Origin of the sequence: Streptomyces sp. NPDC016845 (assembly GCF_044332585.1) — a bacterium.
Lineage (GTDB): Bacteria > Actinomycetota > Actinomycetes > Streptomycetales > Streptomycetaceae > Streptomyces.
Genome location: NZ_JBIRPI010000002.1, coordinates 600,576 through 620,224, shown reverse-complemented (window position 1 = coordinate 620,224; position 19,649 = coordinate 600,576). Strand labels below are relative to the sequence as shown.

General features: G+C 71.9%; 19 protein-coding genes. 6 read left to right on the top strand and 13 right to left on the bottom strand.

Going from position 1 to position 19,649, the window contains the following annotated elements; genetic code table 11:
* Positions 1-295: 295 nt before the first annotated feature.
* From hisF to hisD, 8 genes are read right to left on the bottom strand one after another with little or no spacing between them, the layout of a single operon-like run.
* Positions 296-1,051: an imidazole glycerol phosphate synthase subunit HisF gene (hisF, locus tag ACH4RC_RS08900; RefSeq protein ID WP_398197171.1), complete on the bottom strand. Its 756-nt coding sequence runs from the start codon at positions 1,049-1,051 to the stop codon at positions 296-298.
* A complete protein-coding gene (locus ACH4RC_RS08895) occupies positions 1,048-1,452 on the bottom strand; it encodes a RidA family protein (RefSeq protein WP_398197169.1) in 405 nt (134 codons plus the stop codon). The genes hisF and ACH4RC_RS08895 overlap by 4 nt, the downstream gene beginning before the upstream one ends.
* A complete protein-coding gene (gene priA, locus ACH4RC_RS08890; RefSeq protein ID WP_398197166.1) occupies positions 1,449-2,180 on the bottom strand; it encodes a bifunctional 1-(5-phosphoribosyl)-5-((5-phosphoribosylamino)methylideneamino)imidazole-4-carboxamide isomerase/phosphoribosylanthranilate isomerase PriA in 732 nt (243 codons plus the stop codon). Before priA ends, ACH4RC_RS08895 begins: the two co-directional genes overlap by 4 nt.
* Entirely contained in the window at positions 2,180-2,875 is a 696-nt protein-coding gene (hisH, locus tag ACH4RC_RS08885) for an imidazole glycerol phosphate synthase subunit HisH (RefSeq protein WP_398197163.1), read from the bottom strand. Before hisH ends, priA begins: the two co-directional genes overlap by 1 nt.
* Positions 2,876-2,883: 8 nt before the next feature.
* The gene (locus ACH4RC_RS08880) at positions 2,884-3,048 is read right to left on the bottom strand and encodes a hypothetical protein (protein ID WP_398197161.1); all 165 of its coding nucleotides are present in this window, start codon (positions 3,046-3,048) and stop codon (positions 2,884-2,886) included.
* A gap of 2 nt (positions 3,049-3,050) precedes the next feature.
* Positions 3,051-3,644, bottom strand: a complete 594-nt coding sequence (hisB, locus tag ACH4RC_RS08875) for an imidazoleglycerol-phosphate dehydratase HisB (RefSeq protein WP_398197159.1) — start codon at positions 3,642-3,644, stop codon at positions 3,051-3,053.
* Complete coding sequence (locus ACH4RC_RS08870) at positions 3,641-4,741, bottom strand: histidinol-phosphate transaminase (RefSeq protein ID WP_398197156.1); 1,101 nt, start codon at positions 4,739-4,741, stop codon at positions 3,641-3,643. The genes hisB and ACH4RC_RS08870 overlap by 4 nt, the downstream gene beginning before the upstream one ends.
* Positions 4,738-6,063 carry a histidinol dehydrogenase gene (gene hisD, locus ACH4RC_RS08865; protein WP_398197153.1) on the bottom strand — a complete coding sequence of 442 codons (1,326 nt, stop codon included), beginning with the start codon at positions 6,061-6,063 and terminating at the stop codon, positions 4,738-4,740. Before hisD ends, ACH4RC_RS08870 begins: the two co-directional genes overlap by 4 nt.
* A 272-nt stretch (positions 6,064-6,335) precedes the next feature.
* Here hisD and ACH4RC_RS08860 point away from each other — a divergent pair, with 272 nt between their 5' ends.
* The 5 genes from ACH4RC_RS08860 (at position 6,336) to ACH4RC_RS08840 (ending at position 11,602) form a co-directional block, all read left to right on the top strand.
* A complete protein-coding gene (locus ACH4RC_RS08860; protein ID WP_398197871.1) occupies positions 6,336-7,847 on the top strand; it encodes an oxidoreductase in 1,512 nt (503 codons plus the stop codon).
* Positions 7,848-8,040: 193 nt separating this feature from the next.
* Complete coding sequence (locus ACH4RC_RS08855; RefSeq protein WP_398197868.1) at positions 8,041-9,015, top strand: hypothetical protein; 975 nt, start codon at positions 8,041-8,043, stop codon at positions 9,013-9,015.
* Between the two features lie 5 nt (positions 9,016-9,020).
* Positions 9,021-9,815, top strand: a complete 795-nt coding sequence (locus tag ACH4RC_RS08850) for an LON peptidase substrate-binding domain-containing protein (protein WP_398197150.1) — start codon at positions 9,021-9,023, stop codon at positions 9,813-9,815.
* A gap of 40 nt (positions 9,816-9,855) precedes the next feature.
* Positions 9,856-10,359 carry a Cys-tRNA(Pro) deacylase gene (gene ybaK, locus ACH4RC_RS08845; protein ID WP_398197148.1) on the top strand — a complete coding sequence of 168 codons (504 nt, stop codon included), beginning with the start codon at positions 9,856-9,858 and terminating at the stop codon, positions 10,357-10,359.
* A 268-nt stretch (positions 10,360-10,627) separates the two neighbouring features.
* Positions 10,628-11,602, top strand: coding sequence for a dihydrodipicolinate synthase family protein (locus ACH4RC_RS08840; RefSeq protein ID WP_398197146.1), 975 nt, complete (start codon positions 10,628-10,630; stop codon positions 11,600-11,602).
* Here ACH4RC_RS08840 and ACH4RC_RS08835 read toward each other — a convergent pair.
* From ACH4RC_RS08835 to ACH4RC_RS08820, 4 genes are all read right to left on the bottom strand, one after another.
* Positions 11,582-12,268, bottom strand: coding sequence for an SLC41A family transporter (locus ACH4RC_RS08835; RefSeq protein ID WP_398197143.1), 687 nt, complete (start codon positions 12,266-12,268; stop codon positions 11,582-11,584). The two genes, ACH4RC_RS08840 and ACH4RC_RS08835, sit on opposite strands and share 21 nt — an antisense overlap.
* 34 nt (positions 12,269-12,302) lie before the next feature.
* Positions 12,303-13,148 (bottom strand): ABC transporter permease, encoded by an 846-nt coding sequence (locus tag ACH4RC_RS08830; RefSeq protein ID WP_398197141.1) that lies wholly within the window; start codon positions 13,146-13,148, stop codon positions 12,303-12,305.
* Complete coding sequence (locus ACH4RC_RS08825) at positions 13,145-14,125, bottom strand: ABC transporter ATP-binding protein (RefSeq protein WP_398197867.1); 981 nt, start codon at positions 14,123-14,125, stop codon at positions 13,145-13,147. The genes ACH4RC_RS08830 and ACH4RC_RS08825 overlap by 4 nt, the downstream gene beginning before the upstream one ends.
* Before the next feature lie 139 nt (positions 14,126-14,264).
* Positions 14,265-15,503, bottom strand: coding sequence for an NYN domain-containing protein (locus ACH4RC_RS08820; protein ID WP_398197138.1), 1,239 nt, complete (start codon positions 15,501-15,503; stop codon positions 14,265-14,267).
* A gap of 284 nt (positions 15,504-15,787) precedes the next feature.
* Between ACH4RC_RS08820 and ACH4RC_RS08815 the strand changes: the two genes are divergently transcribed.
* Positions 15,788-15,964 (top strand): hypothetical protein, encoded by a 177-nt coding sequence (locus ACH4RC_RS08815; RefSeq protein ID WP_398197135.1) that lies wholly within the window; start codon positions 15,788-15,790, stop codon positions 15,962-15,964.
* Between the two features lie 90 nt (positions 15,965-16,054).
* On the opposite strand, the gene dnaE is transcribed toward ACH4RC_RS08815, so the two are convergent.
* Positions 16,055-19,594: a DNA polymerase III subunit alpha gene (dnaE, locus tag ACH4RC_RS08810; protein WP_398197132.1), complete on the bottom strand. Its 3,540-nt coding sequence runs from the start codon at positions 19,592-19,594 to the stop codon at positions 16,055-16,057.
* Between the last annotated feature and the right edge of the window lie 55 nt (positions 19,595-19,649).

The following is a 19,649-nucleotide window of genomic DNA, read 5'->3' as shown; positions in this document are numbered from 1 at the left end:
CCGGTCGAGGCCTGCTGGTCGGACGCGGATCCGTCTGCGGGGCGGGGTCTCGTTCGCCGCCGCGGGCCCGGTGGGGGCTGGTCGCGCAGTTCCCCGCGCCCCTGGGATGCGCACTTCGTGCACCATCCCAGGCCGGAGACGCCGCACGCAGGCCCACCACCCGACGAAGGCGCGGCCCGCAGACGCACCGCCTGATGGAGGCGCGGCGAAGCCGCAGCCTTCAGGGGCGCGGGGAACTGCGCGACCAGAAACGACGAGAGCCGCGCCCGGCGGTGAGACCTACGAGGCCACGGCGCTATCGCACCGGCTGCCCCGCCGAACGCAACGCCGATTTCACGTCCCCGATCCGCAGATCCCCGAAGTGGAAGACCGACGCCGCGAGCACCGCGTCCGCCCCCGCCCCGACAGCCGGGGCAAAGTGCTCGAGCCGCCCCGCGCCGCCCGAGGCGATCACCGGTACGGACACGTGCCGACGCACCGCCTCGATCATCTCGATGTCGTAGCCGTCCTTCGTGCCATCGGCGTCCATCGAGTTGAGCAGAATCTCGCCCGCGCCCAGCTCGGCGGCCTGGTGGGCCCATTCGACCGCGTCGATCCCGGCGGACCGGCGTCCGCCGTGGGTCGTGACCTCGAACGAGCCGGACTCGGTGCGCCGCGCGTCGACGGAGAGGACGAGCACCTGCCGCCCGAAGCGCTCCGCGATCTCCCGGATCAGCTCGGGACGGGCGATCGCGGCGGTGTTGACGCCGACCTTGTCCGCCCCGGCCCGCAGCAGCTTGTCCACGTCCTCGGCCGCGCGGACGCCACCGCCGACCGTGAGCGGGATGAAGACCTGCTCGGCGGTGCGGCGCACCACGTCGTAGGTGGTCTCGCGGTTGCCGGAGGAGGCGGTGATGTCGAGGAAGGTCAGTTCGTCGGCGCCTTCTGCGTCGTAGACCTTGGCCATCTCGACGGGGTCGCCGGCGTCGCGCAGGTTCTGGAAGTTGACGCCCTTGACGACGCGCCCGTTGTCGACGTCGAGGCAGGGGATGACGCGTACCGCCAGTGTCATGACGCGTCAGCTCCCCGGTACGCCTCGACCTCGACCTCGACGACCAGGCTGGGGTCGATGAACCCGGAGACGATGAGCATGGACGCGGCGGGCCGCACCTTGTCGAACAGCTCCTTGTGGGCGCGGCCCACATCGTCCACGTCGCGCGCGTGGGTGAGGTACATGCGGGTGCGTACGACGTGCTCGCGGCCGAGGCCGACCGACTTCAGGGCGTCGAGGGCGACGCCGAAGGCGTTGAGCGCCTGCTCGTAGGGGTTGCCGGCGTCGATGACACCGTTGACCACGGACGTGCAGCCGGAGACGAGGACCAGGCCGTTGGGCAGTTCGACGGCGCGGGAGTAGCCGATGGCCTCCTCCCACGGGCCGCCGGAACCGATCCGCCGCACAGGCCGCTCGTTCATGACGACGCCACGGCGGCGAGCGCCTCTTCCAGGGTGAACGCCTTGGCGTAGAGCGCCTTGCCGACGATGGAGCCCTCGACGCCGAGCGGGACGAGCTCGGCGATGGCGCGCAGGTCGTCCAGGGACGACACGCCACCCGAAGCGACCACCGGGCGGTCGGTCGCCGCGCAGACGTTCTTCAGGAGCTCCAGGTTGGGGCCCTGGAGGGTGCCGTCCTTGGCGATGTCGGTGACGACGTAGCGGGAGCAGCCCTCGGAGTTCAGGCGCTCCAGGGTCTCGTAGAGGTCGCCGCCGTCGCGGGTCCAGCCACGGCCGCGCAGCGTGGTGCCGCGTACGTCGAGGCCGACGGCGATCTTGTCGCCGTGCTCGGCGATGACCTTGGCGACCCACTCGGGGGTCTCCAGGGCGGCGGTGCCGAGGTTGACGCGGGTGCAGCCGGTGGCGAGGGCGGCGGCGAGGGTGTCGTCGTCGCGGATGCCGCCGGACAGCTCGACCTTGATGTCCATCGCTTCGGTGACCTCGCGGACCAGTGCGCGGTTGTCGCCGGTGCCGAACGCGGCGTCGAGGTCGACGAGGTGCAGCCACTCGGCGCCGGCGGACTGCCAGGCGAGGGCGGCCTCGAGGGGGGAGCCGTAGGAGGTCTCGCTGCCGGACTCGCCGTGGACGAGGCGGACGGCCTGCCCGTCGCGGACGTCGACGGCGGGGAGGAGTTCGAGCTCGGTAGCCATCAGAGGGTTCCGATCCAGTTCTTCAGCAGCTGGGCTCCGGCGTCGCCGGACTTCTCGGGGTGGAACTGGGTGGCCCACAGGGGGCCGTTCTCCACGGCGGCGACGAACGGCCCGCCGTGCGTGGCCCAGGTGACCTGCGGGGCGCGCAGGTGCGGGTTGCGCACTTCGAGCTGCCAGTCCTGGACGGCGTAGGAGTGCACGAAGTAGTACCGCTCGTCGGCGTCGAGGCCGGCGAAGAGGCGGCTGTCCCCGGGCGCGCGGACGGTGTTCCAGCCCATGTGCGGCACGACGTCGGCCTTGAGGGGTTCGACGGCGCCGGGCCATTCGTCGAGGCCCTCGGTCTCGACGCCGTGCTCGATGCCGCGCGCGAAGAGGATCTGCATGCCGACGCAGATGCCCATGACGGGGCGGCCCCCGGAGAGGCGGCGGCCGACGATCCAGTCGCCGCGGGCGTCCTTGAGCCCCCGCATGCAGGCGGCGAAGGCGCCGACGCCGGGGACGAGCAGCCCGTCGGCGTTCATGGCCTTGTCGAAGTCGCGGGTGATCTCGACGTCGGCGCCCGCGCGGGCGAGGGCGCGCTCGGCGGAGCGGACGTTCCCGAAGCCGTAGTCGAAGACGACGACCTTCTTGCTGGAGGAACCGGTGGAGGAACTGGTGGAGGAACTGGTGGAGGAATTGGTGGAGGAATCAGTCATGACTGTGGTCAATTCCAGTAGTCGAGCCGCAGCACGCCCGCGATCAGGCACATGGCCGCGCCGATGGACAGCAGGGTGATGAGGCTCTTGCCCATGCCCTGCTTGGCGAACGAGTAGACGCCGCCGAGCAGGAACAGGCCCACGAGGATGAGGACGGTCGCGAGGCCGTTCACGGCTAGAGGGCGCCCTTCGTCGAGGGGAGGATGCCGGCGGCGCGCGGGTCGCGTTCGCTGGCGTAGCGCAGGGCGCGCGCGAGGGCCTTGAACTGGCACTCCACGATGTGGTGCGCGTTGCGCCCGTACGGCACGTGGACGTGGAGGGCGATCTGCGCCTGGGCGACGAAGGACTCCAGGATGTGCCGGGTCATCGTCGTGTCGTACTCGCCGATCATCGGCGCCATCTTCTCGGGCTCGGTGTGCACGAGGTAGGGGCGGCCGGAGAGGTCCACCGTCACCTGGGCCAGCGACTCGTCCAGCGGGACGGTGCAGTTGCCGAAGCGGTAGATGCCGACCTTGTCGCCGAGCGCCTGCCTGAAGGCGGCGCCGAGGGCGAGGGCGGTGTCCTCGATGGTGTGGTGGGAGTCGATGTGCAGGTCGCCCTCGGTCTTGACCGTGAGGTCGAAGAGGCCGTGGCGGCCGAGCTGGTCGAGCATGTGGTCGTAGAAGCCGACGCCGGTCGCGACATCGACCTTGCCGGTGCCGTCGAGGTCGATCTCGACGAGGACCGAGGTCTCCTTGGTCTTGCGCTCTACACGTCCTACGCGGCTCATCGGCCGAACTCCTTCTTGACTTCGCGGGCCGCGTCCAGGAACGCGTCGTTTTCGTCCGGCGTGCCGACGGAGACGCGCAGTCGTCCCGGTACGCCGTTGTCACGGATGAGGACGCCGCGGTCGAGGATGAACTGCCAGACGGCGTGCGGGTCCTCGAAGACGCCGAACTGGATGAAGTTGGCGTCGGCGACGGTGACGTCGAAGCCGAGGCCGGTCAGCTCGGCGACGATGCGGTCGCGTTCGCCCTTGAGCTGCTCGACGTAGCCGAGCAGGGTGTCGGTGTACTCCAGGGCGGCGAGCGCCGTGGCCTGGTTGACGGCCGACAGGTGGTAGGGCAGGCGCACCAGCTGGACGGCGTCGACGACGGCCGGGTCGGCGGCGAGGTAGCCGAGCCGCAGCCCGGCGGCGCCGAACGCCTTGGACATGGTGCGGGAGATCACGAGGTTGGGGCGGCCCTCGATCAGCGGCAGGAGCGATTCTCCATGGCTGAACTCGGTGTACGCCTCGTCGACGATCACTATCGCGCGCCGGCCCGCGGCCTCGTACAGGGCGAGGACGTCGTCGGCCGCGACCGCGTTGCCCGTGGGGTTGTTGGGGCTGGTGATGAAGACGACGTGGGGTTCGTGCGTCCGGATCGCGTCGATCGCGGCGGGCACGTCGAGCGAGTAGTCCGCGGTGCGCGGGGCGCTGATCCAGCCCGTGTTGGTGCCCCGGGCGAGCAGCGGGTGCATGGAGTACGAGGGCTCGAAGCCGAGGGCGGTGCGGCCGGGGCCGCCGAACGCCTGGAGCAGCTGCTGGAGCACCTCGTTGGACCCGTTGGCCGCCCAGACCTGCGCGGTGGTGACCTTGAAACCCGTGGTCCGCGTCAGATACGTGGCCAGTTCGGTGCGCAGCTCGACCGCGTCCCGGTCCGGGTAGCGGTTGAGGTCGCGGGCGGCGTCGGCGACGCGCTCGGCGATCCGCGCGACGAGCGGCTCGGGCAGCGGGTACGGGTTCTCGTTGGTGTTCAGCCGGACGGGCACGTCGAGCTGGGGTGCGCCGTACGGGGACTTGCCGCGCAGCTCGTCCCGTACGGGGAGGTCGTCGATGCCGGTCACTTGGGGGTCGGGACCTTCCAGTCGAAGCGGGCCTTGAGGGCCGCGCCGTGCGCGGGCAGGTCCTCGGCCTCGGAGAGGGTCACCACGTGCTTGGTGATCTCGGCGAGGGCGTCGCGGCTGTAGTCCACGACGTGGATGCCGCGCAGGAAGGACTGCACGGACAGGCCCGAGGAATGGCAGGCGCAGCCGCCGGTGGGCAGGACGTGGTTCGATCCGGCCGCGTAGTCGCCGAGGGAGACCGGGGACCAGGGGCCGACGAACACGGCGCCCGCGTTGCGGACCTTCCCGGCGACGGCGGCGGCGTCGGCGGTCTGGATCTCCAGGTGCTCGGCGCCGTAGGCGTTGACGACCGCGAGGCCGTCGTCGATCGAGTCGACGAGGACGATCGCGGACTGCCTGCCGCCGAGCGCGGGCTCGATGCGCTCCTCGCGGTGCTTGGCGACCGCGACCTGCGCCTGAAGCTCCTTGTCCACCCCGGCCGCCAGCTCCTCGCTGTCGGTGACGAGGACGGAGGCGGCGAGCGGGTCGTGCTCGGCCTGGCTGATCAGGTCGGCGGCGACGTGCACCGGGTCGGCGGTGGAGTCGGCGAGGACGGCGATCTCGGTGGGCCCGGCCTCGGAGTCGATGCCGATGACGCCGGTGAAGTAGCGCTTGGCGGCGGCCACCCAGATGTTGCCGGGGCCCATCACCATCGGCGCGGGCGGGCAGGACTCGGTGCCGTACGCGAACATCGCGACGGCGGTGGCGCCGCCCGCCGCGTACACCTCGTCGACGCCGAGCAGCGCGCAGGCGGCCAGGATCGTCGGGTGCGGCAGGCCGCCGAACTCCTTCTGGGCGGGCGAGGCGAGGGCGATCGAGGGGACCTCGGCCTCCTGCGCCGGGACCACGTCCATGATCACGGAGGACGGGTAGACGGCGCGGCCGCCCGGCGCGTACAGGCCGACGCGGTCCACCGGAACCCACTTCTCGGTGACGGTGCCACCGGGCACGACCTGCGTCGTCTCCGTCGTACGGCGCTGGGCGCGGTGCACGATCCGGGCGCGCCGGATCGACTCCTCCAGGGCCGCCCGGACGTCCGGGTCCAGGGTCTTCAGGGCGTCGGCGATCGCCTCGGCCGGGACGCGCACGCTCTCCAGCGTGACGCCGTCGAACTTGGCCGCGAAGTCGATCAGCGCCGCGTCGCCACGATGATGTACGTCCTCGCAGATCGGACGCACCTTCTCCAGGGCGGCCGTGACGTCGAAGTCGGCACGGGGCAGCAGCGAGCGCAGGGCCTGACCCTCGGGGAGGGCGGCGCCGCGCAGATCGATTCGAGAGATCACGCGCCAATTCTCTCAGACGCCGGATCTCGGCCGATGGCCCGTATCAGTGAGTGATACACGTCCGTTTTCGGCCGTTGTTGGTCGGGTCTCCCGCATACCTTCACCGTCGGCTTTCAGACGGTCACGCACCGGGCATGAACGGCTGTACGAACCCAGGAGTAACACGGGCCAGGAGCAGTCACGAGCAGGGAGAGGCGCACGGCTTGAACGACCCGACGACCGGCAACAACGACGGAGAGGTACCGGAAGGACTGAGCGCGGCCGAGGTCGGCATGTGGCTGGCGTTCCGCAACGGCACGGTCTACGACCTGCGCAGCGGCAACGCGGCCGTGGACGACCCGCACGGCGGACACGCCTGGGGGCCCGAGCGCAGCGTGCGGGCGCGCATCGTGGCCTGGCTGCTGCTCGACGGCCCGCCCGCGCTCTCCGGGCGTGTCTCGTCCCTCAAGCTCCAGGGCATCCAGATCACGGACGTGCTCGACCTGGCGGGCGGCACGGTCAGCCCGTACGTGGAGCTCCAGCAGTGCCGGTTCGAGAAGGAGGTGCTGCTGCCCGAGGCCCGCTTCACGACGGTCCGCTGGGTCGACTGCTCCGTGCCGCGCCTCGAAGCGGCCCGGGTGCACACCGAGGGCGACCTGCACCTGCCGCGCTGCCGGTTCCACCACGGCATCCGGCTCACCGACGCCCAGATCGGCACGGACCTGCTGCTCAACCAGGCCGTCGTCTTCCGCGACCGGCGCGGGAAGTCCCTGATGGCGGACGGCCTGTCGGTCGGCCAGGACCTCCAGGCGGAGATGGTGCAGACGCACGGCGAGGTCAGCCTGCGCGGCGCCACCATCGGCGTGTCGCTGTCCCTGCGCGGCAGCCGCCTCAGCAACACCCAGGGGCGGCGGGCCCTGAACGCGCCGCAGCTCAGCGTCGAGCGCACGCTGTACCTGACCCCGGCGGGGCTGAACCCGTGGCAGACCCGGGGCACCACGCCCGCGCTGGGCACGCGCGTGCAGAGCTTCCAGTGCGTCGGCGGGGTCCGGCTGGACGACGGGCGGTTCGGCGACGCCGTCGACCTCGACTCGGCGCGCTTCGTCCTGGAGAACGACCAGGAGGTCTCGCTGCGCCGCGTCCAGACCCCCGAGCTGCGCTTCCTCGGCGAGCGGCCGGAGCGCGGGAGCGTCGTGCTCTCCGGCGCGAAGGTCGTCAACCTCGTCGACCAGGCGGTGAGCTGGCCGGGGCCCGGGCATCTGCGGATGAGCGGCTTCGCCTACGAGAGCCTGATCCCGCTCGGCCCGTTCCCGCTCCTCCGGCGCCTCGAATGGCTCTCGGCGGCGACCCCCGAGTACAACCCGGAACCGTACGAGCGGCTCGCCTCGGTGCTCCGCAACAGCGGCGAGGACGCCGACGCGCGCGAGGTGCTCCTCGCCAAGCAGCGGCGCCGCCGCGAGACCCTGCCGGCCGCGGCGAAGGTGTGGGGCTACCTCCAGGACTGGACGGTGGCCTACGGGTACCGGCCCGGCCGGGCCGCCGTGTGGATGGCCGTGCTGTGGGCGGTCGGCGCGTTCGCCTTCCGGCGCGCCGCCCATCCCCCGATGAAGCCGGGCGAGGGCCCGCAGTGGGACTCGACCCTGTTCGCCCTCGACCTCCTCCTGCCGGTGATCGACCTCGGCCAGGCCAGCAGCTGGCAACTGCGGGGCGGCTGGCAGTGGGCGGCGGCGGTCATGGTGATGCTCGGCTGGACCCTGGCGACGACGGTGGCGGCGGGCGCGACGCGGCTGCTGCGCCGGAACTAGGCCGGACCGGGTCCGAGGTGTGCGCGCGAGGCGAAGGTCAAGGTGAGAATGGCGACACTTGCTCCGGGGCAACCATTCGCTCACCCGGGCCGTCATCCCAGCGCCATCCACCGGTGCAGGCCCCGGCCCCGCCCCTACCCGTACGCAGAGGAGCACCGTGCCTTTCCTGCGTGCCTTCGTCCGCACCGCCCGCATGATCCGGCACACCGGGGCCCTCGCCGCCGGCCTGCCGCCGGACGACGAGGTGCTGCTCGACGCCGCGGACGAGCGGCTCGCCCCCGCCCTGGTCGCGGCGGGGCGCGGCGCGTACGGCCCGGCCGCCGAAGTGCTCGCCCACACGCGCGGGGCGGCCGAATGGGAGAACCGGGACCGCTACGTGCTGCACCTCGCCGCGTTCGCCGCCTTCCGCACCGAGTGGTTCGACGCCTGGCAGGCCGCGGCCCCACACGACCCCGACCTGCTGCTCGTCAAGGCCGAACTCGCGGTGAACCGGGCTTTCGGGTCACCGGCCCGCGCCGAGCTGCTCCGCGACGTCACCCCGCTGATCACGGCCGCGGCCGGGGCCGAGCCCTGCGACCCGGTCCCCTGGCGCGTGGCCCTGGACCAGGCACGCGGCACGAACGCCCCGCACACCGACTTCGAGGAGCTGTGGGCGCAGGCGGTGCGCCGCTCCCCGCACCACTACGGCTGTCATGTCGCGGCGCTGCGCTACCTGTCGGCCGCCTGGCACGGCTCGCACGCCGAGTGCTTCGACTTCGCCGAGCGGGCGGCGCAGGACGCCCTGCCCGACTCCCTGCTCCAGGCGCTGCCGGCCCGCGCGGCCTTCGCGTACCTGACGGCGCCCGCCCCGCGGGGCGTCGCGCGCGCCCGTCTGGACGCCGCCGCGGACCTCGCCGTCGCCCTCTCCCGGCGCTACCCGGCCGCCGATCCGTGGCCCGCGGAGGTGCGCAACGTGCTGGCCTGCGTCCTGGCTGAGCTGGAACGCTGGCCGGACGCCCTCGGACAGCTCCGCCTGCTCGGCCCGTACGCCACGTCGTTCCCCTGGGACCGGCTCTCGGAGGACCCGCTGGGCCGCTTCCTGGAGCTGCGGGAGACCGTCCGTCTGGAGGTCGCGGCACAACTGCCGCTGCGCGGCGGACCGGGCGGCTCCGGCGCCCATTACGCTTGACCGTCGTGACCACCGTCCGGCTTCCGCTCTTCCCGCTCAACTCGGTGCTGTTCCCGGGGCTCGTCCTCCCGTTGAACGTGTTCGAGGAGCGCTATCGCGCCTTGATGCGCGACCTGTTGAAGGCGTCCCCCGATGACCCGCCCGCCCTTCCCGGCGACGACACCGATCCGTCGGTCTCGGACGAGCCGCGCCAGTTCGTCGTCGTCGCGATCCGCGACGGCCACGAGGTCGCGCCGAGCGCGTCGGGCATGCCGGACGACGTCACCACCAAGGAGGCGGGCGCGGGCCCCGCGGCCGGGTTCGGCGACGACCCGCTGAAGTCGTTCCACGGGACGGGCTGCGTCGCGGACGCGGCGACGATCCGCGAACGCGCCGACGGCAGCTTCGAGGTCCTGGCCACCGGCACCCGCCGGGTGAAGCTGCACTCCGTGGACGCCTCGGGCCCCTATCTGACCGCCGAGGTCGAGGAGCTGCCCGAGGAGGACGGCGACGAGGCGGGCGCCCTGGCCGAGGGCGTCCTGCGCGCGTTCCGTGCCTACCAGAAGCGGCTGGCCGGGGCCCGCGAGCGGACCCTCGCGACCGGCGCGGAGCTGCCCGACGAGCCGTCGGTGGTGTCGTACCTGGTGGCGGCGGCCGCGGTGCTCGACGTGCCGACCCGGCAGCGGCTGCTCCAGGCCCCGGACGCGGCGTCCCGGCTGCGCGACGAGCTGAAGCTGCTGCGCGCCGAGACGGCGATCATCCGGCACCTGCCGTCGCTGCCCGCGACGGAGCTGACGCGTCAGGCCACCAGCCGCAACTGACGGCAGTATGTACAGTCACTCAGCGTAAGGAACGGGCACGTTGGCGAAGAAGGCCAGGAAGCAGCAGCAGTCCGGGGGCACGCCCGCCACGGTGGCGCTGACCGCCGCCGGGACCGCGTTCACGGTCCACTCCTACGAGCACGACCCCGCCCACCCCTCGTACGGCGAGGAGGCGGCCGAGGCGATGGGCGTCTCTCCCGACCGCGTCTTCAAGACGCTCGTGGCGGACGTCGACGGGCAGCTCACGGTCGCGGTCGTGCCGGTGGCGGGCCAGCTCGACCTCAAGGCGCTCGCCGCCGCGGTCGGCGGCAAGCGCGCCGCCATGGCCGACCCCGCCCTGGCCGAGCGCACGACCGGCTATGTACGCGGCGGGATCTCCCCGCTCGGCCAGCGCAAGAAGCTGCGTACGGTCGTCGACTCCTCGGCCGGGCTGCACGCGACGATCTGCGTCTCGGCGGGCCGCCGGGGCCTGGAGGTCGAACTGGCGCCGAAGGATCTGGCGGCGCTGACCGACGCGGTGCTCGCCCCCGTCGGGCGTGCGTGACCCCTCGACGGACCGGGCCGCTTCGGCTAAGCACCAAGGGCATGTCGAAGAAGACGCGCAAGCGGAAGTGGCGGATCAAGAAGGGCAAGGCCAACCACGGACGACGCCCCGCCTGAGGCGCGGCGGGCACGCCGGTAGGGACCCTTCCCGGGCCCTTGACACCGATGTCGTCGGTACCGCACTGTCACGAGCAAGGTGGGACGTCCCACGTCCTACCTGTCACCATGTTCAGCCGTGCTGTGCCGAGCCGCTCCGGGAGACCACCGCCATGCCTCTCCGCGCCCCGTTCCCCGCCCCGCTCCGTGGCGTCGTCCCGCCCCTGATCACGCCGCTCACGCCGGAGGGCGAGGTGGACGCGGTGTCGGTGCGGCGCCTGGCCGAGCACCTCATCGGGGCGGGCGTGCACGGCCTGTTCCTGCTCGGATCGAGCGGCGAGGCGGCGTTCCTCACCGACGTACAGCGCCGCGCCGCGCTCGAAGCGGCGGTGGAGGCGGCGGCCGGGCGGGTCCCGGTGCTCGCGGGCGTCATCGACACGACGACCCCGCGCGTCCTGGAGCGGGCGGAGGACGCGGTGAAGGCGGGCGCGGACGCGCTCGTGGCGACGGCCCCGTTCTACGCGCGCACGCACCCCGCCGAGACCGCCGACCACTTCCGGCGGCTGCGGGCGGGCGCCGACCTCCCGGTGTTCGCGTACGACATCCCGGCCGCCGCGCACACCAAGCTGGGCCGCGACACCGTTCTCGCCCTGGCCGCCGACGGCACGCTCGCCGGGCTCAAGGACTCCAGCGGCGACGAGGGCTCCCTGCGCCGCCTGCTCGCCCCGCTGCGCGCCGCCGCCCCGGCCTTCTCGGTGCTCACCGGCTCCGAACTCACCGTGGACGGCGCCCTGCTCGCGGGCGTCGACGGTGTCGTGCCGGGCCTCGGCAACGTGGACGCGCACGGCTACGTACGGCTCTACGAGGCCGCCCGCGCCGGGGACTGGGACGCCGCCCGGCGTGAACAGGACCGGCTCGCCGCGCTCTTCGCGATCGTCGACGCCGGGGACCCGGCGCGGATGGGCGGCTCGTCCTCCGCGCTCGGCGCGTTCAAGGCCGCCGTCCACCGCCAGGGGATCATCGACTGCCCGGCCACCGCCGCGCCGCAGATCGCACTGGACGCGGCCGAGTCCGCGCGCGTACACCGTGGCCTCGTGGCGGCGGGGCTGCTCCCCGCCGCGGACGGCTCAAGCCTTGCTGTCGGGTGACTCCCGCGCGGGCCGCGGCGTGTGCTCGTAGTAGCCCGCGTACGGGTCGGGGTCGCGCGGGCCGAGCAGGCCCGTGAGCGCGAGGTGGACCACGAGCGCGGCCAGCGGCCAGGCGAGCAGCGCCCCCTTGGCGTTCAGCTCGAGGGGTGCGTCGAAGACGACTCCCTTGCCCGCCTCCTTGGCGTGCGCGGCCACGTCCTGCGCGGGCCCGAGCCAGATGCCGAAGCGCCAGGCGAGCAGGCCGCCCAGAATGCTGCCGAGCGCGAGCCCCACGACCAGCGGGACGCCGCCGCGCCTGCGCCACAGGAAGACGACGGCGCCGGTGACCGCGCCGAGCGCGAGGCCGAGCAGAGTGAACGTGCCGTCGACGCCGATGGCCTGCTCGCCCTCGGTGTCCTTGAGGTAGACCGCCGTGCTGTCCGAGACGAGCGGCACCCGCGGCGCCAGCCACAGCCACAGCGCCCCGAGCAGCAGGCCGAGGAGCGCGACACCCACCGCCACCACGGCGGCCTCGCGCACCTCGGTCCGCAGCCCGGGTCCGTCGTCCGAGGCGGTCGACGGCGCGGGGGGCAGGTGCTGCGTCATGGGGTCGGGGGCCTGCCACGGGTCACTGTGCCCGTTGTTGTGCGGGGGCTGATGGGGCGGCGGCGTCAGCGGTGCGGTCACCCTGCCATCGTGCCAGGCGTACCTGTCGGGCGCGTCACCGGACGGCGGCCCGCCGGTACGCCCAGGCCGCCACGGCGAGCGAGGCGACGCCGACGGCGGCGCAGACGCCCAGGTCGAGCAGGACGGCCGGCCAGTCGGGGTGGTCCCCGAAGGTTCGTGCGAAGGCCTCGACACCGTACGTGGAGGGCAGCAGGTCACGGGCGTACTGCACGATCTGCGGCATCCGGTCGGCGGGCAGCACGCCGAGGAGGAGCGCCGCGGACATGCCCAACTGGCCGAGCAGGGTCGCCAGTTCCGGGCGGGGCGCGAGCAGCCCGAGGGCGGCGCCGAGCCCGGCGAGGGCGGCCCCGGCCAGCGGGATCACGGCGACGAGCACCCACAGGTGCGTCAGCGGCAGGTCGAACATGACGCAGCCCGCGACGGCGGTGACGACGGTGCCGGGCACGGTGAAGGAGGCGTAGGCCCCTGCCGCGCCGAGCACGACGGACGCGGGCGGCACCGGCAGGGTCGCGTAGTGGTCGAGCCCTCCGGCGGCGCGGAGCTGCCCGAAGTACTGGGCGAGCAGGTTGAGCGCGACGAAGGCGACGACGAGCACGGCGGAGCCCGCGACGACGGCGCGCGCCTCGGTGCCGCCCTCGTCGACCACGCCGCGCATGAGGATCATGATGCCGATGGACTGGAACGTCGCGACGAACAGCAGCGGGATGCGCGCCACGCGCGCGCGGGAGAGCTGCGCGCGGTAGACGGCGGCGAGCGAGGGCAGGAAGCGGGCGCGGGGCGCGAGCCCGTCGTCGAACGGCACGGCGGACGGCCGGGACCCCGCTCCCTCGACGGGCTGCCGCACGGTGTCGGCGGGCGGCTCTGCGGATACGACGGTCATGCCTTCACCAGGCCCTTCACGCTGCTGCGGCTGCCGCCGAGCGCCAAGTACACGTCCTCCAGGCTCGGGGTGGCGAGCGTGAAGTCGTCGAGGAAGTCGAAGGCGGGGCCGCCGGTGACCGCGGCGACGGCGGTGCGGGCCGCGTCCGGCGCGAGCCGCAGCGACCAGCGCCGTCCGGCCTCCACGGCGTGCTCGCGCAGCCGGGCGACTTCGGCGAGGTGCAGCGGGGCCTTCTCCCGCCACACCAGTTCGACCCGCACCTCTCCGGCGACGCGGTCCTTGAGTCCGGCCGGGGAGTCGCAGGCGATGACGCGTCCGGCGTCGAGGACGGCGACGCGGTCGAGGACGGTCTCGGCCTCGATGACGTTGTGCGTGACCAGGAGGACGGTCGTGCCGCGCTCGGCGCGCCGCCGGTCCACCGCCGCCCACACCGCGCGCCGCGCCACGGGGTCCATGCCGGTCGTCGGCTCGTCGAGCACGAGCAGCGGCCGCTCGCCGACCAGCGCGGCGGCGAAGCACGCGAGGCGCCGCTGTCCGCCCGAGAGCTTCTTCAGGGGCCGCGAGGCGAGCGGGGTGAGCCCCAGCTCGTCCAGGACTGCGTCCCGTTCGACGCGCGCCTCCTTGAGCGGGAGCCCGCGCAGGCGTCCGGTGGTCTCGGCGGCGAGCGACACGGTCAGCTCGTCGAGCGCGGTCGACTCCTGGCCGAGGTAGGCGAGGATCCGCGCGGCCCGCTCGGGGTGGCGCACGATGTCGTGCCCGAGGATCTCCACGCTGCCCGCGTCGGGCCGCATCAGGCCCGTGAGCTGCCGTACGAGGGTGGACTTGCCGGCGCCGTTGGGGCCGAGGAGGCCGAAGATCTCGCCGCGCCCGATGTCGAGCCGGACGTCGTCCGTGGCCCGTACGGGCGGGGTCGCGGGCGCCCCGCGCCGCCCGCGCACGGCGGGATAGGTCTTGCGCAGGCCCCGTACCGCGCACACGACAGCGTCCCGTTCATGGATCGGGGCAGCATCATCGGTGCGCGTACTCACGAAGAACGAGAGTACGGGGTCCGGCGGCCCCCATTGCGCGCGGGGCCGGACAAATGAGGCGGGCGGCAGGTACCGCGCACGCGCGGTGTCACTCCCCCGCCGTCGCGTGTTCGGCGGTCCGCACGTCGATCTCGCGCCAGAAACCGGCCCGGATCGCGTACCGGTCGTGCTCGTCGATCTGGTCGTCCTTGTGGGCGAGGAGGCCGAACCGGGCCGCGTACCGCAGCAGCTCCCCGTCGATGCGGTGCGGCACGCGCGGGTACATGGTCGCCAGTTTCTGGAGTTGCACGGGGTCGGCGAGGCGCGCCATCCACCGGCGGGCGAACACCTGCCCGACCTCGTAGGGATCACCGCTGACCGTCGTGATGTCCTCCTCGCGGTCCGCCCACCGCTGCTCGGCCGTGGTGAGCTGGGCGAGCGTCGGCAGGGACGCCGCCTCCGGGGGCTCGCCCCCGCCGCTGGGGCGCTCGACCCAGCCCTTGTCGCTCGACCAGCGCAGCGTCGCGCTCGTGGGCTGGTGGGGGGCGGGCGGGGGCATCGTGCCGGGGCCGCGCAGAGCGGCCAGGTCCTTCGGGGTGGGGACGCCCTTGGCGGCGTTGGTGCGGTCCTCCGCGTCCCCCTCGGACCGGGCGGCCGGCGGATGCTGGGCGGGCGCCGCGTCCACCTGGTCGTCCACCGGTCGTCCGGCGGCGGCCGGCGCCGACTCGGGCAGCGGCGCGGACAGGATGGCGGCGATCTCGGGGCGCGGCACGGGCTGCGGGGCGCAGATTCCGCCGAGCTCCTTGGCGCGGACGGCCTTGGTGATCCAGATGCGGTCGAGGACGCGCCGCTCGTCGGCCTCGGCGACCAGGTCCTCCGACTGGTTGTAGTCGCCGTCGGCGGCCTGCACGGCCCAGAGGTGGACGGCGACGCCGTGCTCCTTGGCGGCCATCATGCCGGGCAGCAGATCGCCGTCGCCGGTGACGAGGACCACGTCGGAGCAGGCGCGGTTGCGGGCCAGCTCGGTCAGCTCGGCGTGCATGGCGGCGTCGACGCCCTTCTGCGCCCAGCGCCCGTCGCTGCGGGTCAGGGCGCCGAGCCGGACGGTGACCCGGGGCATGACGCGCAGCCTGCGGTGCTCCGGCTGCGGCACCCGGTCGGGGGCGCCGTCGAACCAGTAGATACGGAGCAGCTGCCGCTCGGTCTCGGACTCGGCGCGATCACGCAGCCCCTGGATGAGGGCGGCGTGGTCGACGTGGATCCGGGAACGGGAGGGCTCGCCCGCGAGGAGGCTCGCGGCGGCCCCCAGGAGATATCCGGCATCCACCAGGACGATGCAGCGGTCCACGCGATCCACCCTCTTTCGCCGACTTACGACAGTCCGGACGCGCTCACGGGGCGGTACCCGTGGATTCGCTTCGGGTTTCCTTCGAGTCTGCCCGACCCGGCGGGGGTTAACGGCCCGAACTCGATCTTCGGCGTGGCGGATGAGGTGAAGGTGGTATGCGCGCGCCCTCGATCCGCGCGTAACGGACGGTGATTGCCCGATATGCGATCTTTCACACCCCGTGTGACTCTGAACGCGTCTGGCCCCGAGATCTCCCAATCTCCCCCCATAGGAGGCAGATCAATATGGCCAAGAACAAGAATCGCAAGCAGAACAGCGACCTGAACCGCGCGTCCGTCACGGAAGAGACGCAGGAGCAGTCCAGGTCGGCGGCGACGGACACGCGGTCGACGGAGCCCGCGCTCGCGGGCAGCCCGTCGGACGTCGCCCGTAAGCACCAGAAGCGCTTCGGCCACAACTGACGCCCGGCGCCGCACCATTGCAACGCCTGAGGGGCGCACCCAGGATCCGGGGTGCGCCCCTCTAAACGTTCATGACGTACGGCTCCGGCGTCAGCCCGCGAGGCACGCCGGGCCGAGCAGCACCTTCAGGTCACCGAAGAGCGCCGGGTCCGGCTTCACGCGGTGCCGGTCGAGGCGGAGCACGGTGGTCTTGCGCGGGCCCTGGAGCCTGATGCGGACCTCGCTGTCGCCCCGGTGGTGGGTGAGGATCTCGCCGAGGCGGCTGATCATCGGGGGGGTGACCTTGAGCGCCGGGATGGTGAGGATCACGGGCGCGTTGGTGCCCGCGTTCGACAGGTCCGGGACCTGCATCTCCATGGCGACCAGGCGCGGCACGTCCTCGCGCTTGTCCAGGCGGCCCTTGACGAACACCACGGCGTCCTCGACCAGTTGGGTCGAGACGAGCTGGTACGTCGCCGGGAAGAACATGCACTCGATGGAGCCTGCGAGGTCCTCGACGGTGGCGATCGCCCACGCGTTGCCCTGCTTGGTCATCTTGCGCTGCAGGCCCGAGATGATGCCGCCCACCGTGACCACGGCGCCGTCGGAGAAGTCGCCGCCGGTCAGCTGGCCGATGCCCGCGTCCGCCTTGTCGGACAGGACGTGCTCGAGCCCGAACAGCGGGTGGTCGGAGACGTAGAGGCCGAGCATCTCCCGCTCCTGGGCGAGCAGATACGTCTTCTCCCACTCGTCGGAGGAGAACTCGACGTCGAGCCCGAACCCCGGCTCGTTGCTGTCCTCGTCGCCCATGCCGCCGAAGAGGTCGAACTGGCCCTCGGCCTCCTTGCGCTTCACCGCGACCACGTTGTCGATCATCGGCTCGTACTGCGCGGTGAGGCCCTTGCGGGTGTGTCCCATCGTGTCGAACGCGCCCGCCTTGATGAGCGATTCGGTGGTCCGCTTGTTGCAGGCGGCGGCCTCGACCTTGTCGAGGTAGTCGGGGAACGACTCGAACTTCCCCTTCGCCTTGCGCGAGCGGATGATCGAGTCCACCACGTTGGTGCCGACGTTGCGCACGGCCTCCAGGCCGAAGAGGATCACGTCGTCGCCCTGGGCCGCGAAGTTGTGCACCGACTCGTTCACGTTCGGCGGGAGCACCCGGATGCCCATGCGGCGGCACTCGTTGAGGTAGACCGCCGACTTGTCCTTGTCGTCCTTGACGGAGGTCAGCAGCGCCGCCATGTACTCGGCCGGGTAGTTCGCCTTCAGGTAGGCGGTCCAGTAGGTGACCAGGCCGTACGCGGAGGAGTGCGCCTTGTTGAACGCGTAGCCGGCGAACGGCACCAGGACGTCCCACAGCGCCTGGATCGCCGCGTCCGAGTAGCCGTTCTTCTTCGCCCCCTCCTGGAACAGGACGAAGTTCTTCGCCAGCTCCTCGGGCTTCTTCTTGCCCATCACGCGGCGCAGGATGTCGGCCTCGCCGAGCGAGTAGCCGGCGATGATCTGCGCGGCCTTCTGCACCTGCTCCTGGTACACGATGAGGCCGTAGGTCAGGCCGAGCGTCTCCTTCAGGGGCTCCTCGAGCTCCGGGTGGATCGGCGTGATCTCCTGGCGGCCGTTCTTGCGCTCCGCGTAGTTCGTGTGCGAGTTCATGCCCATCGGGCCCGGCCGGTACAGGGCCGAGACGGCGGAGATGTCCTCGAAGTTGTCGGGCTGCATCTGGCGCAGCAGGGAGCGCATCGGTCCGCCGTCGAACTGGAAGACGCCGAGGGTGTCACCGCGGCAGAGCAGTTCGAAGGTCTTCGGGTCGTCGAGCGGGAGCGAGAGCATCTCCAGGTCGATGCCCTTGTTCGCCTTCACCATCTTGACGGCGTCGTCCATGATGGTCAGGTTGCGCAGGCCCAGGAAGTCCATCTTGAGCAGGCCGAGCGACTCGCACTGCGGGTAGTCCCACTGCGTGATCGTGACGCCGTCGGTGTGGCGCACCCAGATCGGGGCGTGGTCGACGATCGGCTCGCTGGACATGATCACGCCGGCCGCGTGCACGCCCATCTGCCGGACCAGGCCCTCGACGCCCTTGGCGGTGTCGATGACCTTCTTCACGTCCGGCTCGTTCTCGTACATCCCCCGGATCTCGCCCGCCTCGCTGTAGCGCGGGTGCTTGGGGTCGGTGATGCCGGAGAGGTCGATGCCCTTGCCGAGGACGTCGGCGGGCATCGCCTTGGTCAGGCGGTCGCCCATCGCGTACGGGTAGCCGAGCACGCGCGCGGAGTCCTTGATCGCGTTCTTGGCCTTGATCTTGCCGTAGGTGCCGATCATGGCGACCTTGTCGGCGCCGTACTTCTCGGTCACGTACCTGATCACCTCGACACGCCTGCGCTCGTCGAAGTCGATGTCGACATCGGGCATGGAGACGCGCTCGGGGTTGAGGAACCGCTCGAAGATCAGTCCGTGGGTGATCGGGTCGAGGTCGGTGATGCCCATGGCGTACGCGACGATCGAACCGGCCGCGGAGCCTCGGCCGGGACCCACCGCGATGCCGTTGTTCTTGGCCCACATGATGAAGTCGGCGACGACCAGGAAGTACCCCGGGAACCCCATCTGGATGATGATGTCCATCTCGTACTCGGCCTGCTTCTGCCGGTCCTCGGGGACGCCGCCCGGGTAGCGGCGGTCCATGCCGACCCGGACCTCCTCCTGGAACCAGGTGACCTCGGTGAAGCCCTCCGGGATGTCGAACTTCGGCATGAGGTCGCGCTTCTCGAACATGCCGGTGGTGTCGATCTGCTCGGCCACCAGGAGCGTGTTGCGGCACCCCTCCTGCCAGGCGTCCGAGGAGTCGACCGCGTACATCTCGTCGGTCGACTTCAGGTAGTAACCGGTGCCGTCGAAGCGGAAGCGGTCCGGGTCGGAGAGGTTCTTGCCGGTCTGGATGCAGAGCAGGGCGTCGTGCGCGGTCGCCTCGTGCGCGTACGTGTAGTGCGAGTCGTTGGTCACGAGCGGCGGGATGCCGAGCTTCCTGCCGATCTCCAGCAGGCCGTCGCGGACCCGGCGCTCGATCTCGATGCCGTGGTCCATCAGCTCCAGGAAGTACCGGTCCTTGCCGAAGATGTCCTGGTACTCGGAGGCGGCCTTCAGCGCCTCGTCGAACTGGCCGAGGCGCAGACGCGTCTGCAGCTCACCGGAGGGGCACCCGGTGGAGGCGATCAGGCCCTCGCTCCACTGGGAGATCGTCTCCTTGTCCATACGGGGCCACTTCTGCAGCCAGCCCTCGGCGTACGCGTCCGAGGACAGCTTGAAGAGGTTGTGCAGCCCCGTCTTGTTCGCCGCCCAGATCGTCTTGTGCGTGTAACCACCCGAACCGGACACGTCGTCGCGCTTCTGGTGCGGCTGGCCCCACTGGATCTTGCGCTTGTTGCGCCGCGACTCCGGGGCGACGTACGCCTCGATACCGATGATCGGCGTGACGCCCGCCTTCTGCGCCGAGTGGAAGAAGTCGTACGCCCCGTGCAGGTTGCCGTGGTCGGACATCGCGATGTGCGTCATGCCCATTTCATTGCACGCGTTGAACATGTCCTTCAGGCGCGCGGCACCGTCCAGCAGCGAGTACTGGGTGTGGACGTGCAGGTGCGTGAAGGGCGGCTTTGACACGGTCTGGGCTCCAAAGGCGAACAAGCGGCGACAGGACGGGGACGACTTGGAAGTC

Coding starts and splice junctions, on each gene's coding strand:
- hisF (WP_398197171.1), bottom strand. CDS start 1,051: ATGACACTGGCGGTACGCGTCATCCCCTGCCTCGACGTCGACAACGGG.
- ACH4RC_RS08895 (WP_398197169.1), bottom strand. CDS start 1,452: ATGAACGAGCGGCCTGTGCGGCGGATCGGTTCCGGCGGCCCGTGGGAG.
- priA (WP_398197166.1), bottom strand. CDS start 2,180: ATGGCTACCGAGCTCGAACTCCTCCCCGCCGTCGACGTCCGCGACGGG.
- hisH (WP_398197163.1), bottom strand. CDS start 2,875: ATGACTGATTCCTCCACCAATTCCTCCACCAGTTCCTCCACCAGTTCC.
- hisB (WP_398197159.1), bottom strand. CDS start 3,644: ATGAGCCGCGTAGGACGTGTAGAGCGCAAGACCAAGGAGACCTCGGTC.
- ACH4RC_RS08860 (WP_398197871.1), top strand. CDS start 6,336: ATGTGGCTGGCGTTCCGCAACGGCACGGTCTACGACCTGCGCAGCGGC.
- ACH4RC_RS08855 (WP_398197868.1), top strand. CDS start 8,041: ATGATCCGGCACACCGGGGCCCTCGCCGCCGGCCTGCCGCCGGACGAC.
- ACH4RC_RS08840 (WP_398197146.1), top strand. CDS start 10,628: ATGCCTCTCCGCGCCCCGTTCCCCGCCCCGCTCCGTGGCGTCGTCCCG.
- ACH4RC_RS08830 (WP_398197141.1), bottom strand. CDS start 13,148: ATGACCGTCGTATCCGCAGAGCCGCCCGCCGACACCGTGCGGCAGCCC.
- ACH4RC_RS08815 (WP_398197135.1), top strand. CDS start 15,788: ATGGCCAAGAACAAGAATCGCAAGCAGAACAGCGACCTGAACCGCGCG.